The 16,654-nt window shown below is 34.2% G+C and carries 15 protein-coding genes; 11 read left to right on the top strand and 4 right to left on the bottom strand.

The features are described from left to right. Window positions 1-397 precede the first annotated feature (397 nt). The 3 genes from BUE24_RS17210 to BUE24_RS17200 all read left to right on the top strand — a co-directional run bounded on the left by BUE24_RS17210 (window position 398) and on the right by BUE24_RS17200 (window position 4,702). Window positions 398-2,140, top strand: coding sequence for a helix-turn-helix domain-containing protein (locus tag BUE24_RS17210; protein WP_073318499.1), 1,743 nt, complete (start codon window positions 398-400; stop codon window positions 2,138-2,140). Window positions 2,141-2,316: 176 nt separating this feature from the next. After that, window positions 2,317-2,505 (top strand): hypothetical protein, encoded by a 189-nt coding sequence (locus tag BUE24_RS17205; protein WP_073318496.1) that lies wholly within the window; start codon window positions 2,317-2,319, stop codon window positions 2,503-2,505. Between the two features lie 103 nt (window positions 2,506-2,608). Then, a complete protein-coding gene (locus BUE24_RS17200) occupies window positions 2,609-4,702 on the top strand; it encodes a prolyl oligopeptidase family serine peptidase (protein WP_170864620.1) in 2,094 nt (697 codons plus the stop codon). Window positions 4,703-4,759: 57 nt separating this feature from the next. Here BUE24_RS17200 and BUE24_RS17195 read toward each other — a convergent pair whose 3' ends face one another. Next, complete coding sequence (locus tag BUE24_RS17195) at window positions 4,760-6,298, bottom strand: Rne/Rng family ribonuclease (RefSeq protein WP_073318493.1); 1,539 nt, start codon at window positions 6,296-6,298, stop codon at window positions 4,760-4,762. Window positions 6,299-6,585: 287 nt separating this feature from the next. Beyond that, window positions 6,586-6,876, bottom strand: a complete 291-nt coding sequence (locus BUE24_RS17190; protein ID WP_024768281.1) for an HU family DNA-binding protein — start codon at window positions 6,874-6,876, stop codon at window positions 6,586-6,588. A gap of 133 nt (window positions 6,877-7,009) precedes the next feature. On the opposite strand from BUE24_RS17190, the gene mutY reads away from it, so the two are divergent. From mutY to BUE24_RS17165, 5 genes are all read left to right on the top strand, one after another. Next, the gene (mutY, locus tag BUE24_RS17185) at window positions 7,010-8,062 is read left to right on the top strand and encodes an A/G-specific adenine glycosylase (protein WP_073318490.1); all 1,053 of its coding nucleotides are present in this window, start codon (window positions 7,010-7,012) and stop codon (window positions 8,060-8,062) included. Window positions 8,063-8,101: 39 nt separating this feature from the next. Next, on the top strand, window positions 8,102-8,560 hold the full coding sequence (locus tag BUE24_RS17180) for a single-stranded DNA-binding protein (RefSeq protein WP_073318487.1): 459 nt from the start codon (window positions 8,102-8,104) through the stop codon (window positions 8,558-8,560). A 25-nt stretch (window positions 8,561-8,585) separates the two neighbouring features. Further along, complete coding sequence (gldE, locus tag BUE24_RS17175; protein WP_073318483.1) at window positions 8,586-9,920, top strand: gliding motility-associated protein GldE; 1,335 nt, start codon at window positions 8,586-8,588, stop codon at window positions 9,918-9,920. Next, on the top strand, window positions 9,917-10,498 hold the full coding sequence (gldD, locus tag BUE24_RS17170) for a gliding motility lipoprotein GldD (protein WP_073318480.1): 582 nt from the start codon (window positions 9,917-9,919) through the stop codon (window positions 10,496-10,498). The genes gldE and gldD overlap by 4 nt, the downstream gene beginning before the upstream one ends. Window positions 10,499-10,588: 90 nt before the next feature. Further along, the gene (locus BUE24_RS17165; protein WP_073318477.1) at window positions 10,589-11,464 is read left to right on the top strand and encodes a DMT family transporter; all 876 of its coding nucleotides are present in this window, start codon (window positions 10,589-10,591) and stop codon (window positions 11,462-11,464) included. A 49-nt stretch (window positions 11,465-11,513) separates the two neighbouring features. Here the strand turns inward: BUE24_RS17165 and BUE24_RS17160 are convergent, their stop codons facing one another. Both BUE24_RS17160 and BUE24_RS17155 read right to left on the bottom strand, forming a co-directional pair. Then, the gene (locus tag BUE24_RS17160; protein WP_073318474.1) at window positions 11,514-13,580 is read right to left on the bottom strand and encodes an insulinase family protein; all 2,067 of its coding nucleotides are present in this window, start codon (window positions 13,578-13,580) and stop codon (window positions 11,514-11,516) included. A 17-nt stretch (window positions 13,581-13,597) separates the two neighbouring features. Continuing rightward, a complete protein-coding gene (locus BUE24_RS17155; RefSeq protein ID WP_073318471.1) occupies window positions 13,598-14,923 on the bottom strand; it encodes a M16 family metallopeptidase in 1,326 nt (441 codons plus the stop codon). Between the two features lie 174 nt (window positions 14,924-15,097). On the opposite strand from BUE24_RS17155, the gene BUE24_RS17150 reads away from it, so the two are divergent. The 3 genes from BUE24_RS17150 (at window position 15,098) to rpmA (ending at window position 16,528) form a co-directional block, all read left to right on the top strand. Beyond that, complete coding sequence (locus BUE24_RS17150) at window positions 15,098-15,571, top strand: DUF4199 domain-containing protein (protein ID WP_073318468.1); 474 nt, start codon at window positions 15,098-15,100, stop codon at window positions 15,569-15,571. A gap of 95 nt (window positions 15,572-15,666) precedes the next feature. After that, the gene (rplU, locus tag BUE24_RS17145; RefSeq protein WP_073318465.1) at window positions 15,667-16,215 is read left to right on the top strand and encodes a 50S ribosomal protein L21; all 549 of its coding nucleotides are present in this window, start codon (window positions 15,667-15,669) and stop codon (window positions 16,213-16,215) included. Between the two features lie 52 nt (window positions 16,216-16,267). Next, window positions 16,268-16,528, top strand: a complete 261-nt coding sequence (gene rpmA, locus BUE24_RS17140; protein ID WP_073318462.1) for a 50S ribosomal protein L27 — start codon at window positions 16,268-16,270, stop codon at window positions 16,526-16,528. Window positions 16,529-16,654: the final 126 nt, after the last annotated feature.

Raw genomic sequence — 16,654 nt, 5'->3', positions numbered from 1 at the left:
TTGTGATATGCAGAGAATAAAATGGAAACTAAAAGAGAAAATGGTATCTTTATATCCTATTAATTGGATATAAAATGGATGATTAGGCTTTGAATCTAAAATTTTAGGATATCTTTTTGATAGTATTCTACCCCAACCTACCTTTGAAATTCTGAAGTGAATTCGTCAGGAGTATTATTAGCTTTAACAGTTTAGTTGGAGATATGTATACACCTGAAACTAAAAATGTATTTCTATATACGTTACGCTTAGCAACATTTAAGCAGGAAAAAAGTACTTATTAGAAAAATGTAATAGCATACTATGTTTAATTGTTTATCAACTTTTGTTCCTTAACAATACGAGGTCCATGAGTTATTATGTTTAAAAAGACTCTTGGAATAAAATCTACTGTTTAATGAGAAAGAAATACTATTCAACCAAAATAAATGTTTGCACGGCTTTTGTTTTGTTTTTTTTGGTTGGGATTTATGAAATTAAAGCTCAGGTTACCGTCGAATCGGATACTGATTCTTTACATAAAAAGGATTACAGTGAATTAAATTTACAATATGACAAGTATTTTGCAGACTCCATATTGTCAAAAAAATATGCAGAAGCCTTTTTAAAGAAAGCAAAATTAGATAATGATGTAATTAAGCAGGCAGATGGATACTACATGATTGCGCAAATAGTTCCACACCTTACCTCCCTTTCTTATGCAGATAGTATAATTGATATCACAGTTAACAAAGAAGATTTCGAATATCCTGCAAAAGCATTTTTGTTCAAAGCAAATAGACTTGGAGCAAATGGAAGGTACAAGGAGTCTATGGAAGAACTGGTAAAGGCCAATCTTTATGCCAATAAAAGCAATAATATTGATCAACAATATCGAATAAAGTATTTTATTGCTTTGTTGAAAAACAACTTAGGAGAATACAATGAAAACTTAGAGATTTTCAAGACTATAAAAGATTACTACAAAAAGAAATTTGATGCAAATCCAGAGAACAAATATGATTATTTAAAATCCATATTTGCTCTGGGCGATTCTTATAATAACAATCAAATTTATGATTCTGCATATTATGAAAATAAAAAAGGTATAGCATTATCTCTTAAGCTTGGAGACAGTGTATTGTATGGAAATTTCTTATTGTCTTCGGGAATGACTCACTTTTATAGAGAGGAATATCAAACTTCCCTGGATAGTATTTCCAAATTAAAACATATATATAAGGACAGGAAGAATGAATTGAATGACGTTATACTAACGGTTGCAGATTTGTATTTGGGTAAAACCTATTATGAATTAGGTAAAATAGATGAATCTATAGAATATTTAAAAACTGTAGATTCTGTTACTTTCGAAAAAGAAAATTTCTTTGCCGATTTACGACCGGCGTATGAATTATTGATTAAAAGCTATAGAGAAAAAGGAGATACTGAAAAACAATTGTATTATATAGATAGGTTATTAAAATTCGATAATATACTCAATAAGGATTTTAAGCAATTGTATAAAAAGATTAATGAAGAGTATTCTACGCCAAACTTAATTCGTGAGAAACAGGAGATAATTGATTCTTTGGAAAAGAATAAAAAAAATAGAATAATAGTTATTATAGTTTTATCCTCGCTATTATTTCTGGTCATATTTTTCTTGGTTAAAAACAATAAGAAGAAAAAAATCTATCAAACAAGATTTCAGGAACTATTTGAAAAACAAGAGAAAGGGCCCTCAACTGTTGAGAAATACGAAAATAAGCAGCCTCAGGATATTGGAATATCAGATGTTATTGTAGAGGATATTTTGAGAAAACTTGGCTCTTTTGAAGAGAAGGAGAAATTTTTGGAACCCAATCTTACTGTAAGTATGTTATCAAAGGAACTCAAGACAAATTCTAAGTACCTATCAAAAATCATTAATAGTTATAAAAATAAGAGCTTCAGTAATTATGTCAATGATCTAAGAATTGATTTTGTTGTAGAGAAGCTTAAGTCGGATTCTAAGTTCAGAAAATATACTATCAAAGCTATCGCCAATGAGATTGGATTTAACACTACCGAGGCATTTTCCAAATCCTTTCATAAAAGAACAGGTATTTACCCTTCTTTTTTTCTGAAACAATTAGAGAAAAAAGTGAAAAACAAGTAATGGCGATCAAATTCTACGAGAACAAAAACTACTGATAAACAGAAGTTTACGTTTCGTTTTCCTTGAAAACAGACTCGGAATTCATGAAAACAGACATCTGGGCCATGTAAATCAGATCTTTTTTTGGAGTTAATCTATACTTTTGAATCAGTATTAATCGAATTAAATTTTAAGTCATGAAAAAAACATTCATCCAAAACAAGCTGAGTCTAAAAAAATTACAAATCTCAAGATTAGATAATCTTAATGCTATAAAAGGTGGAAATAACGGAGATGATACAAATGGAGGCGATGATGATGATGGTAGTGGTATTTCAATTACTTGGACAAAGACTTTAGGTAACCCAGTATCAATTATTAAGTAATTCGTAAGTCGTCATAATTATGGGTTCGATATTTTATATGCGTATTATTAAAATCATATTGCTTCTTTTATTGATAGTTGGATGCAAAAATTCTAAGGACAATATGCTTCAACCAAGAGTAGTTACTAATAGTTATCATGGTCATAAAATAAAGGACCCTTACAGTTATGCTGAAAATCTGGAGGATCTAGAGATTAAGAGTTGGATCGAAAGAGAAAACGAAAGCTCCAAAAGTATATTGAAAAGAATAGAAAAGCTGAATTTTCTAATTGATAAACAGATAGAATATGATGCTAATAAAAAATTCAAAATTTCCAGACGTCGCATCACCGAGAATGGCAAACATTTTTATTTGAAACGAATGTCAAATGAAAATGTTTCTAAACTTTATTATAAAGCCTCTTTTAGTGACGACGAAATACTTTTGTACGATCCAAAGAATTTTAAAAACACCTCCAACACCGAATTTCTAATCAATTACATTGCTCCTAATTGGGATGGTTCAAAGATTGTTGTTAGCCTTACTGAAAAAGGTAAGGAAATCTCAGAATTGATCATTTTGGACGTAAATACTGGGAAACAATATCAAAGATCCATTACAAATACCTGGCCTTCGGTTGGAGGGATAAAATGGTTGCCAAATAATTTTCAGTTTATTTATTTACATCACCCGGTAGTAGATCAAAATAAAGAAGGTTTTCTAAAAAACACCAAATCTGTATTGTTTGATATTACTAATCCTTCTTTTGAGATAAAAACTATTTTTTCAAAAGAGAATAATAAAGATCTGGATATTAATGAGGAAGATTTTCCAATAGTAACTTTAGAAAATTCGAAAAGCAAATACCTGATTGGGAAAGTTTCTGGGGGGTTGGATTATTATGATTCATATTACCAACTTATATCAGATGTAGGGGAGAAAAGTTGGGTTCCACTGTTCAAAAAAACAGATCAAATTAAAATATTCTTTGTAAAAGGAGATTCTTTAATATATAGAACATCCAAAGATGCTCCTAATTTCAAAATTTGTAAAACATCAATTTCAAACCCAGATTTTGAGAATCCTGTAGTCCTGGTTAATGAGTTTGAGGATAAAGTAATCACTGATTTTGCTATCACCAATGACGGATTGTATTTTGTTACCAATAAGAACGGTGTAAAAGCTAGTTTGTATAAGCAAGAAGGAAATGGTTTTGGAGAAATAGAACTTCCAGAAACCTATGGAGATATTGGCATAAGGTCCAAAGGGTATGATGATCCAGAATTATGGATTACGGCCAAGGGATGGACAACGGATAATAAGAGTTACGAATACAAACAAGGTGTTCTCAAGGATAACTCTGTAAATGTTCCTTTTGAGAATCAAAAAATCAAGAATATTATCGTAGAGGAAATTGAAGTAACTGCACATGATGGTAAAAAAATTCCTTTATCATTAATTTATAACAAAGGATTAAAAAAAGACGGGAAGAACATTGTAATGATGGATGGATATGGTGCTTTCGGAATTTCTATGGAACCTTCTTTCTCTTTAAGAAGATTATTATGGGTAATGGAAGGAGGTATTTATGCTATTGCTCACATACGAGGAGGAGGAGAAAAGGGTGATGCATGGCATAAAGGAGGGTATAAGATAACCAAACCTAATACTTGGAAAGATTTTATTTCTTGCGCAGAATTTTTAATAGAAAATAAATTTACCTCTCCAGAAAAAATGGCTATTTGGAGTGGGAGTGCCGGAGGAATCTTAATTGGTAGATCAATAACCGAACGCCCTGATTTATTTAAGGCTGCTATTGTAGAATTTGGTGCTCTTAATGTAATTAGATCTATGGAAGATGCAAATGGAGCAAATATTGCAAAAGAACTAGGTGATATTAATGACCCAGAAGAATTTCAGGGGTTGTTGGAGATGGATTCTTATCATCATATTAATGATAAAGGAGAAAAGTACCCTTCGACATTATTAACTGCTGGGTTAAACGATCCAAGAGTTCCTGTTTGGAATTCTATCAAGTTTGGGGCAAGATTGAAGGCTGCAAATACCTCAAAAAACACTCATAATTTGTTATTGATCGATGCTGAAGCAGGACATGGGATAGATGACACAAAACGAAAGGAATTTGAGAGATTCGCCACCATTTTATCTTTCGCTCTGTGGCAAACTGGACATCCTGATTATCAAATAAAAAGCTGATAGATTCAAAATTAGTAATAAACAAAAAACCCAGTTCGTGTATGAACTGGGTTTCTGTTATTTTATCACATCACCATTTTTATCGTGAAAATGATATTCTAAATACGTGTAAGCGTCTCTAGGTACAATCTTAACCCATCTTTTATGGTCAAAAAGCCATTTAGAACGGGTAGATGGAAATCCTTTTGTTAAAAAAGCGGCAATAAAAGGATGCGCACTCAGCGTAATCTTTTTATGCTCTTTTTTAATTAATTTTTCTAATTCGACCTTTATTTTATCTACTAGAACAATTGGCGCCTCAATTTCGCCATTGATACCGCTAGGATCTACCTCGCGGGTTTTAATGTTCATTTCTGGTCGTACGCGTTGTCGCGTAATTTGAATCAATCCAAATTTACTAGGGGGTAAAATCTTATGCTTTGCCCTGTCATCTTTCATCTCTTCCCGGAGATGATTAAAAAGGGTTCTACGATTTTCGGCATTATTCATGTCGATAAAATCGACGACTATAATACCACCCATGTCTCTAAGGCGTAATTGCCGTGCAACTTCGGCTGCGCTGATTAGATTAACTTCGAGAGCAGTGTCTTCTTGATTTTTGGCCTTATTTGATCGGTTACCGCTATTCACATCGATAACGTGCATGGCTTCGGTATGTTCTATTACCAAATAAGCTCCTTTGCTCATCGATACAGTTTTGCCAAAACTAGTTTTTATCTGTCTTTCGATACCGTATTTTTCAAAAATAGGTACTCTTGCATTATGAAGTTTAACAATTGATTCTTTTTTGGGCGCAATTTCTTGCAGATACTCTTTTATTCGATTGTAGAGCTCTTCGTCATCTACAACTATCGAAGTAAAGGTATCATTGAATACATCTCTCAAAATCGAGGATGCTCTGTTCATTTCACCCAATACTTTTGATGGATGGTGTGCTTTGTATAATTTTTTACACATTGCTTTCCAGCGGTCCATCAGATTTTGCAAATCTTTATCTAGTTCTGCTACTTTCTTGCCTTCTGCTACAGTACGAACAATAATACCAAAACCTTTGGGCTTAATGCTCTTTACAAGCCTCTTTAAGCGTTCTTTTTCTTCTGAAGATTCTATTTTCTGCGAAATAGAGATCCGGTTTGAAAAAGGAACTAAGACTATATATCTTCCGGCTATAGAAAGCTCAGAGCTTATTCTTGGGCCTTTGGTAGATATAGGTTCTTTTACTATTTGTACTAATAGCGACTGATTTGATTTAAGCACATTGGTAATAATACCGTGCTTATCAATATCGTTCTCAAAAGGAAAATCCTTCAGAGAATAGTTTTTTAATTTACCTGTGCTTACACGTTTAATGAATTTAAGTAAAGAAGATACTTGAGGACCCAGGTCGTGATAATGCAGGAAAGCATCTTTTTCATATCCGACATTCACAAATGCCGCATTTAACCCAGGGACAGATTTTCGGATTTTGGCTATAAAAATATCACCAACCGAGAAATTACTGTCATCTTCTTCCTTGTGTAATTCAATGAGTTTTCCATCCTTTAATAAGGCAAAATCTGTAGAGGAACCAGATCTAATGATCAATTCTTTGTTCACTCTTAATTAGATTTTTATCCCGATAGTTATCGGAATGGATTAAACAATTTTTTCACAGGAATTTTATAGAATTCCGTTGAAATAAAGCCTACATTTTGGTAGCCGAAGTGTAGTGTCTTTATTTCGATTTCAAAGAACTTTTAAACGAAAAAAGTAGTTAGAAACTACTTTTTCTTGTGGCGATTAGCTCTTCTTCTTTTTTTACGCTTGTGCGTCGCTACCTTGTGTCTTTTACGTTTTTTACCACTTGGCATAGTGTACTATTGTTTATTTATTACTATTCTTTATTACTTTACTTCTACATTCGTCTTTACACCTTCTACGAATACTTTAGCAGGCTTAAATGCAGGGATGTTGTGTGCAGGAATTTTGATGGTAGTATTTTTAGAAATATTACGTCCAGTTTTTTCTGCTCTTGTTTTGATGATAAAGCTACCAAATCCTCTTAGGTAAACATTGTCTCCACTTTCTAAAGAACTTTTTACTTCTTCCATGAAAGTTTCAACTGTTGCTTGTACATCTCCTTTTTCAATTCCTAGCTTTTCTGAAATTTTTGCTACGATATCTGCTTTAGTCATTATAATTCCTATTTAAGGGGTTTTTCTAAATTTTCAAGGGGGCAAATATAAGAATTTAAATTCCAAAAAATCAATACTTAAGATTAAATTATCATCTTTAATGCTTTAATTTTGCAAAACCTATAATTTTGCTATGAAATTTTCTAAAAAACTCATTACGTGGTATTTACAAAACAAAAGAACAATGCCATGGCGCGAAACCAAAGACCCATATCGAATTTGGTTGAGTGAAATTATTCTTCAACAAACTCGAGTTGCGCAAGGATTACCGTATTATTTGTCATTTGCAGAGGCTTTTCCAACGGTATTCGAACTCGCTTCTGCAACCGAAGAACAGGTATTAAAATTATGGCAAGGTTTAGGGTATTATTCCAGAGCAAGAAATCTTCATGCAACCGCCAAATATATTGTTAACGAATTAGAAGGTGTGTTTCCTGATACTTATAAAGGTCTACTAGAGCTTAAGGGAGTCGGGGATTATACGGCAAGTGCAATTGCTTCTATCTGTTATGATGAGCCGACACCGGTTGTCGATGGGAATGTCTATAGAGTGTTGTCTAGATATTTTGGGATCAACACTCCAATTAATACAACTGCGGGTATCAAAGAGTTTAAAGGGTTGGCTATTGAATTGATGGATCATGAACAACCTGCAACCTACAACCAAGCCATCATGGAATTTGGAGCCCTACAATGCAAACCAAAAAATCCATATTGTATTGTTTGTCCAATTAATGATAGTTGTGTAGGCTTGGATAAAGGAGCTATTGGCGAATTGCCAGTGAAGCTTAAAAAGATAAAGGTGAAAAAAAGGTATTTCAACTACTTGGTTTATGATAATGGTAATCAAACTGTTTTGCAACAACGTTTGGGAAAAGGAATTTGGGAAGGTTTATACGAATTCCCTTTAATCGAAGATGAAAAATGCACTGTGGATACAATTCCGACAACACAAACGTTTAAAGAAATGGTAAATGGAGGTGAGTATGTCATTACTCCCTTCAAAGAAGAACCAATCGTTCACAAGTTATCACATCAACATATTTATACCCGATTTTTTATCATTAAAACCGATACAAACCTGCTGCTCCAGGGCATACAAAAAAATGTGAATCGTCAAGAAATACACAATTATCCGGTTCCTATATTGTTAGGTAATTTTATAGATTCGTTTTTTAAGGTATGATCCTTTTTTATTACATTTACTATTAATAACAAACAGAAAATGTCAGGTACACTAAATAAAGTAATGCTCATTGGGCATACAGGAGATGAAGTAAAGATGCATTATTTTGAAGGAGGAGGTTGCATAGGAAGGTTCCCCTTGGCTACTAATGATTCGTATGTAAATAAAACGACAGGCGAAAGAGTGACTTCTACCGAATGGCACAATATCGTAGTTCGAAATAAAGCAGCGGAAATTTGCGAGAAATATCTTAATAAAGGAGATAAAATATACATAGAAGGCCGTTTAAAAACCAGAAAATGGCAAGACGAGCAGGGTAAGGATAGATATAGTACAGAAATACAATGTACAGATTTCACCTTTTTAACCCCAAAGAACGAAGCCCAATCTGTTGGGGGGACTCCTCAACAAGCAACAAATATGAATGCTCCTGTTGCTACACCGCAACAAGGTTCATCCAGTACACCAGATATGGAAGAAGATGATCTTCCGTTCTAAGCAAGTTTAACTAAACCAATATAATTTGGACCCTGATCCCGAACCTATATTTACCTTTTTATTCTTTTTTGATGCGATGCACACTTTGAATGTAGTGGCATTACTAATTCTGCTTGTTTTTTCGGCGTTAATCTCTGGTAGCGAAGTTGCCTTATTCTCGTTAACGGCTTCGGATATCAAAGAAGAAGGCGAAGCATCGAATTCTAAAAACCTTGGTATAGTATCCAAGCTGCTTAATAAGCCAAAGAAACTTTTGGCAACGATATTGGTGGCCAATAATTTTATCAATATAGCTATAGTACTTTTGTTTGATTCCCTAGGGAAAATCTATTTTAAGAGTTTAGACAATATTGTGCTCTTCGATTTGGAATGGTTCAAATTGCGATTTTTTGTTGAGGTTGGAGTGGTTACCTTTTTGATTTTACTTTTTGGTGAGATTTTACCAAAAATATACGCCAGCAGAAACAAAGTGAAGTTTGCTAAATTCATGTCCAGGCCTCTAGGTGTATTGGATTGGGTGTTAACTCCTATTAGTGTTCCGATGAGTCGATTTACAGTTCGGATTCATAATCGATTAGGGAAGCAAAAATCAAATATCAGTGTAGATCAATTGTCTCAGGCGTTAGAGCTTACCTCGGATCAGGATACTACTGTGGAAGAGAAAAAAATTCTAGAAGGAATCGTTTCTTTTGGAAACACTGATACCAAACAGGTGATGCGTCCTAGGATAGATATTTTTGCACTTAATGTAGAAGCAAAATACAAAGAAATACTTTCTGAGATTGTTCAAAATGGGTATTCTCGTATTCCGGTTTATGAAGAAAGTATAGATAAAGTTGTGGGCATTCTTTATGCAAAAGATCTTTTGCCACATATTAGTAAAACGGACTTTGATTGGGTGAGTTTAATTAGAGATCCGTATTTTGTTCCGGAAAATAAAAAATTGGATGACCTTCTCAATGATTTTAAAAATAAGAAGAATCATTTGGCAATTGTAGTAGACGAATATGGAGGAACTAGTGGACTTATTTCGCTAGAAGATATCATTGAAGAAATTGTGGGGGATATTAGTGACGAGTTTGATGATGAGGATCTAGTGTATTCTAAACTAGATGATCAAAATTATGTGTTTGAAGGAAGAACAGCGCTCAAAGATTTTTACAGAGTATTGAAGTTAGAAGACAATAAGATTTTTGAAGAAAGGAAAGGAGATGCCGAGACCATTGCAGGCTTACTTTTAGAAATATCGGGGAGTTTCCCAAAACGAGGTGAGCAAATTAGTTTGGGAGTTTATGTTTTCAAAATAGAATCTTTGGATAGAAAACGAATTAAACAAGTGAAGTTAACTATAACTGAATGAATCGAGAATTTAGAATCTTACTATTTGTGATCTCATCTTTATTGATGGTATCTTGCGGAGGAGAAGTAATTCCTAAGCCAAAGGGAATGTTACGATTGAGTTATCCCGAACCTATATATAAAAAGGTAGAGCTTCCTTGTCCGTATACATTTGAAAAAAACGAATTTTCAGATTTGCGAAAAGCCAGAAGAAATAAGAATTGCTGGTATGATCTGGATTATAAAAGACTAAGAGCCACATTATATATCTCTTATTTCGAAGTAGGAAACAACCTTGATTCTTTGTTAAGAGATGCTCAGAATCTTACTCAGGAGCACTTTATCAAGGCCGATGGAATCACTCAAGAGCCTTATATTGATGCTGAAAACAAGGTGTATGGTATGTTTTATGAGGTTACAGGAGATGCTGCTTCTCAATCTCAGTTTTATTTAACGGATAGTGTTCAGCACTTTGTTGTAGGGTCTATTTATTTCAGGGCAAAACCGAACTATGACTCAATTCTACCTGCTGCAGATTACTTACGAAACGATATGAAACATTTGATTGAGAGTCTTCGTTGGGATGAAGAATATAAATGAAAGCTAAATGTAAGTTAATTTTCTCTTTAAACCCCTTCTGGTCGTCAGGATTTTTACCATTTTTGCTGCTTAACATTAAGGGGAAAATACATGCCAACCACAAAAGTAAAATGGATTTACCTTGCTGTTCTATCTCTTATCTGGGGTAGTTCATTTATCCTAATCAAAAAAGCCTTAATTGGTCTTACCCCAATGCAACTGGGTGCACTAAGAACGGTATTCGCTGCATTGTTTTTATTTTCTATCGGTTTTAGAAGTATCAAAACCATTCAAGCCAAGGAATGGAAATGGATTGCTATTTCTGCACTTGTAGGAACATTTATTCCGGCATTTTTGTTTGCTTTTGCCGAAACTGAAATCGATAGCGGTATCACTTCGATATTGAACTCGCTAACTCCCTTGATCACCTTTGTATTAGGAATATTGTTTTTTGCCACACGATTTTATAAAAATCAATTGGTAGGGGTTATCATTGGTTTTATTGGTTGTGTTGGTTTGATATGGGAGGGCGCAATTATTAATCCGGATCAAAATTATGAGTATGCACTTTTGGTGATCATAGCGACTTTTGGGTATGGACTAAATGTAAATATCATCAAACGGTACTTGCAACATGTTTCTCCGATGGCGATTGCCAATGGTAATTTTGTAGTTCTATTTTTTCCGGCGCTTATTGTACTTTTCTTTGCTGACTTTTTTAAAACCGAAATGTTTTCGAACCATGATATACAAATGAGTATTGCTTATATGGCAGTATTGGCAGTGATAGGTACCGGGATAGCTAAGTTAATGTTTAATAAATTAGTACAAATAAGTACACCTGTATTTGCCAGTTCGGTAACCTATACGATGCCTATTATTGCTTTGGTGTGGGGATTATGGGATAATGAAAAATTTTCTCTGTACCAATTATTGGCTTCGGGAGTGATAATTTTTGGAGTGTATTTGACCAATAGAAATAAATAAAGGTCCGTTTTTGCAAACGAACCTTTATGATATTTATGCTATTGGAATTTTATTTAAAATCCTCGTCGGTTACTCCTTCGTTGATTTTGATTTCTTTTACTACAAAATCAATTTTTTGAGGCCCTAAAGCTTGGGATATAGTAAACGGAAATTTAATCCCATTTACTTCTTTGTAATCGCTATACATTACCGTAACAGGTATTTTTTGTCCGCCTTGTTCTTGTATAGTTACTTCTTTTACTTTTAAACCAGTTTCGGTATCAAAGAATGCTGTTTTCTTATCGCTTAATTTTACAGCATAGGCTTTGCCACCATCATAAGGTTGTGTGCCCTCTAATTTTGCTGAAGCATTTTTAAGCTCTGAAAAAGGATAAGAATCTGCTTTGGCTTCTTTTATTTGGTCCTCGGTGTAATCAATACGCTGTCCTTGAGCCATTACATATCCAGTAGTACCATCAAAAACTACTTTTTGAGCAGTTATTGCACCAAACTTCACCTCGATTAAAGATTGATTTTTTGCCGTAGTTTTTGCAACTAGCCCAAGTGTGTTTCCATTAAATGCAGCTTCTGCAGTTGTGAAAACAGATTGCACTGCTTCTAGTTTTTCCTTTCCACCAATATTTTTAAAATAGGTGTCTAATACAGATTGACCAGTAACACCTTCTGGTAATGCTGCATTATAATCAGGTTTTTCTGTTTTACTTCCGTACTTATCAAAGTATAAAATAGGCACTTTTTTACCTTCAAAACTCACTTTTTCAAGGTTTTCTAGCACATCACTTCCTTTGCCTACCAAAACAATTCTTGCCTTGTCTACATTGAAGTATTTGTTAGCTACTCTTTTTACATCTGCTTTACTTACCGCATTAATCTTAGCAATAAAAGTTTCGTAAAAATCTTTTGGAAGGTCTTGAGTTTTAATGTTAATACTTCTTCGGGCGATGGTTCTATCGCTTTCTGAAGCTAGAATGAATTCTCCTAAGAACTTTGCTTTGGCATTCTTAAGCATCTCATCTTCTACGTCTTCTGTTCTGATTCTTTTGATCTCTTTTAGAATCTCAACAACAGCACTATCGGTAACCATGTTTCTAACTTTAGTAGAGGCCCTGAAAGCAGAGTTGTGATACTTTTCTCTAGGGAATCTAGATCCTGCTCCGTACGTATACCCATGTTCTTCTCTTAGGTTCATATTGATGTAACTTCCAAAAGAACCACCAAGAATATAATTGGCAACCAAAGCCGCATGGTGATCTTCGTCTGCCATTTTTAAATCTGTTATATTCATGACTGAAACTTCAGTTTGTACCGCATTTGGCATATCAACAAAATTGATTTGTCGATATTGAGCATCTCTTACCTCTGGTAAAGTAAAAGAAGGTGCTTTTCCTGCGGTCCAGGACGTAAAGTGTTTTTCAACTAATTTTTTAGCTTTATCTGTGGTGATATCACCACTAATTACCATATAGGCGTAAGAAGGAACAAAATTCATTCTGTAGTAAGCCTCTATATCACTAAGATTAATATTATTTACGGTCTTTTCTGTCACGTATTCTCCAGCCGGGTGATTTTTACCATAAGCCAAAACTGCTCTTACTCTTTGAGCTATCGCTTCAGCGCTCTTTTCTCCGGTTTTAATATTTTCAATAAGTTTTTTCTTTTCAAGATCCAATTCTTCCTGAGTGAATTTTGGATGAAGTGTCGCATCGGCAAATAATTCAATAATTCGATCTGCGTATTTTGATAATGATTGTGCAAACCCTCCTTGAGTACCAATATCTAATGTTGCTCCAAGAAAATCTACTTCTTCATTAAATGTGTCCTTGTCGATGCTTTTCGTTCCTTTTCCCATCATTCCAGAAGTGATCGCACTGATTCCTGCTTTTTCACCTTCAGCGTTAGGAGGATTGTCTAGAGATAAGCTTACACTTACTCTTGGTAGTTTATGATTTTCTACAACCAAAACGGTAAGACCATTGCCCATTTTAAAAGTAAAAGGTTCTCCCAAATTAATAGTAGGAGTAGGTCCTGATTTAGGCATTTTGGATCTGTCGATCTGCGCATTTGCACTGATAACAGTCAATAAAAATGCGACTAAGTATATGATATTTTTTTTCATTTCGATGATGCTTTGTATTATTTACTTGACTCTGAAACGTAATCAAGATTAAGACGTTGGTTTTTGTTAAGATATTTCTTAGCTACCTTTTGGATATCTTCTCGTGTAATAGATCTGTAAATTTCAATTTCTTTATTGATCAAATCAGTATTACCATAAAGCACGTTGTAGGTTGCCAAAGAACCTGCAATGCCTTCGATATCCGAATTGGAATTTACAAAGTTGTTTTCGAACTGATTTTGTAATTTTTGAAATTCTCTTTCTGTGATTAATTCGTTTTGTAATTTCTCGATTTCAGCATCCATTTCAGCCTGTAGCTTGTCCAAACCTACTTGTCCTAAGGGTAGCGCAACCATAGTATATGTGCCGTAATCTTCTTGTGCATTGGCAAAAGCAAATACCTGCAAAGCTACTTTTTTGTCCTCTACCATATTTTTGTACATTCTGGAGCTATTACCACCGGTAAGTATGGTAGAGATGTAGTTTAAAACATAGGTGTCTCTGTCTGTCTGCTTTGGGGTTCTATATACCAATACTTTTGCAGGAAGCTGAATGTTAGCATCGGTTTCTGTCGCCTTTATTTCGGTAGTAATAGGATCTTCTTTTATTACCGTTCTCGTGATTTTTTCACCGTTGTTTTTGATGTCTCCAAAATAATCAGCGATCATTTTTTTTGCATTCTCGATTTGGATATCACCAGCTACAACAAGGGTAGCATTGTTTGGGTTATAAAATTTTTGATTAAAAGCGATAAACTCATCCAACTTAGCTGCATCCAAATCCTCCATGCTACCAATTACAGACTCTTTGTATGGGTGTTTTTTGAATAAGTGTTTACCAATGGCAGTTTGATAAATAATTTTTCCGTAAGGTGCATTATCAATACGTTGTCTCTTTTCTTCCTTTACAACTTCGTTTTGTGTGTCTACGCCAATTTTGTTAATCACAGGATGTAACATTCTTTCAGATTCCATCCATAAAGCTAGTTCTAAATTATTAGAAGGTAATGTTTCGTAATAATACGTTCTATCTTGTGTAGTATTTGCGTTATTTCTCCCTCCGTTTGCAGAAACAATATCAAACCACTTACCTCTTTCGATATTTTTGGTTCCTTCAAATAATAAGTGTTCAAAGAAATGAGCAAATCCTGTTCTTCCTGTTTCTTCATCCTTTGCCCCAACATGATACATGACACCCACGGTTACTACCGGAGCTTTGTTTTCTTGGTGTAGAATTACATGAAGACCGTTGTCTAGGTCATATTCTGTAAACTTCACTTCTTGTGCAAATGCGGATGCAGTAATCATAAGCCCACATGCAATTGCGTAAAATTTCTTTTTCATTAGTAATAATTTTGTTTTAAGGATTTGTGTTAAAAAATGTGATTTTGTTACAGTTTGTGTGTAAAAAAAGTGCTTTAGCTTAAAAGGTTCAAAAACAATAAATTAACAAGCTTTTAAGGTTAAAAAACTCTTAAATTTCTTAATTTTAAATTACAAATCCTAAAAAATGAAGAGATGAAAATGTCAGCGATCCCTGTTAAGTATGGTGTTTATATAGCAATTGGACTTATTGCTTACTTTTTAATTTTGTCCTTATTTGGAGTGCAAACCAACCCTGTGTTTAGTCTCGGAAATGGGGTGGTCGTTGCTTTTGGACTATATAGGGCAATGAAAATATATAAAGAAGAAAAGCGAAAAGAGTTTGACTACCAGAAAGGATTTATGACAGGTCTTCTTACAGGGTTTAATGCTACGCTTATATTTACTGCGTTTTTTGCAGTATATGTAACCAATATTCAAACCGACTTCTTGCCAGAAATGCTTGCCAATTGGAGTTCTCATTACCACGTTGGTGTAGGTATAGTGGTATTTATAGCTGCAATAATGGGATTCGCTACTACCTTCGTTTTGACGCTTTCCTTTATGCAATTATTTAAAGAAAGTTGGAATCCCAGAAAAAATCATCATTCTTCCCCGGTTGAGGCGTAAAAATATTTGGCATTTAATTAATTAGCAGTATATTTGCACCCGCCTATCGAATAGGCATGTTCTTATATTTAACATAATTAATTAAACGTTACGCTATGTACGCAATTGTAGAGATAGCAGGGCAGCAATTTAAAGTTGCAAAAGACCAAAAAGTATTTGTACATCGTTTAGCAGGAGAAGAAGGTGATAAAGTAGCTTTCGATAAAGTTCTTCTTGCAGCAGACGGAGACAAGGTTACTCTAGGCGCCCCAGTTATAGAAGGAGCTCAAGTAGGAGCCAAGATTACAAGACACCTAAAAGGTGATAAAGTTATTGTTTTCAAGAAAAAGAGACGTAAAGGTTACCGTGTTAAGAATGGTCACCGTCAATCTCTAACGGAAATCGTTATTGAAGACATCGTAACTTCTGGAGCTAAGAAAGCTGCTCCTAAGAAAGAGACTAAAAAAGCAGAACCTAAAGCGAAAGCTGAAAAAGCAGTAAAAGAAGCTGCTCCAAAAGCAGAAGCTAAACCTAAAGCAACAGGAGCAGAAGATTTAAGCTCTAAAACTGTAGCTGAATTGAAGGAGATGGCTAAAGCTAAAGGAATTTCAGGAATTTCTTCTATGAAGAAAGCTGAATTAATAGAAGCTTTACAAGGAAAATAGATAAATAGCAGGTACACCCTGTTTAGTATTAACAATATAAAACCTAAAGAAAATGGCTCATAAAAAAGGAGTTGGTAGTTCGAAGAACGGTAGAGAATCAGAATCGAAACGCTTAGGTGTAAAGATATTTGGTGGACAAGCTGCCGTGGCTGGTAACATCATTGTAAGACAAAGAGGTACAGCCCACAAGCCAGGAGAAAATGTTTATGCTGGTAAAGATCATACCTTACATGCCAAAGTAGATGGTATCGTAAAGTTTACTAAAAAGAAAGATAATAAATCTTATGTTTCTATAGTTCCATTTGAAGCATAAGGACTTTCCTTTGTAATATATAGGAACCCTTTTCATGAAAATGAAAAGGGTTTTTTAGTTCCTGCATATTTTGAATTAGCGAATAAAAATAGGGTATTCAAAAAAGTTAGTTTAACTTTAATTACA

It is taken from the genome of Aquimarina spongiae (assembly GCF_900141785.1).
In the GTDB taxonomy this organism is placed as follows: Bacteria; Bacteroidota; Bacteroidia; order Flavobacteriales; family Flavobacteriaceae; genus Aquimarina; species Aquimarina spongiae.
The sequence above is the reverse complement of the archived record's forward strand: the minus strand, read 5'-3'. Positions and strand labels throughout refer to the sequence as shown.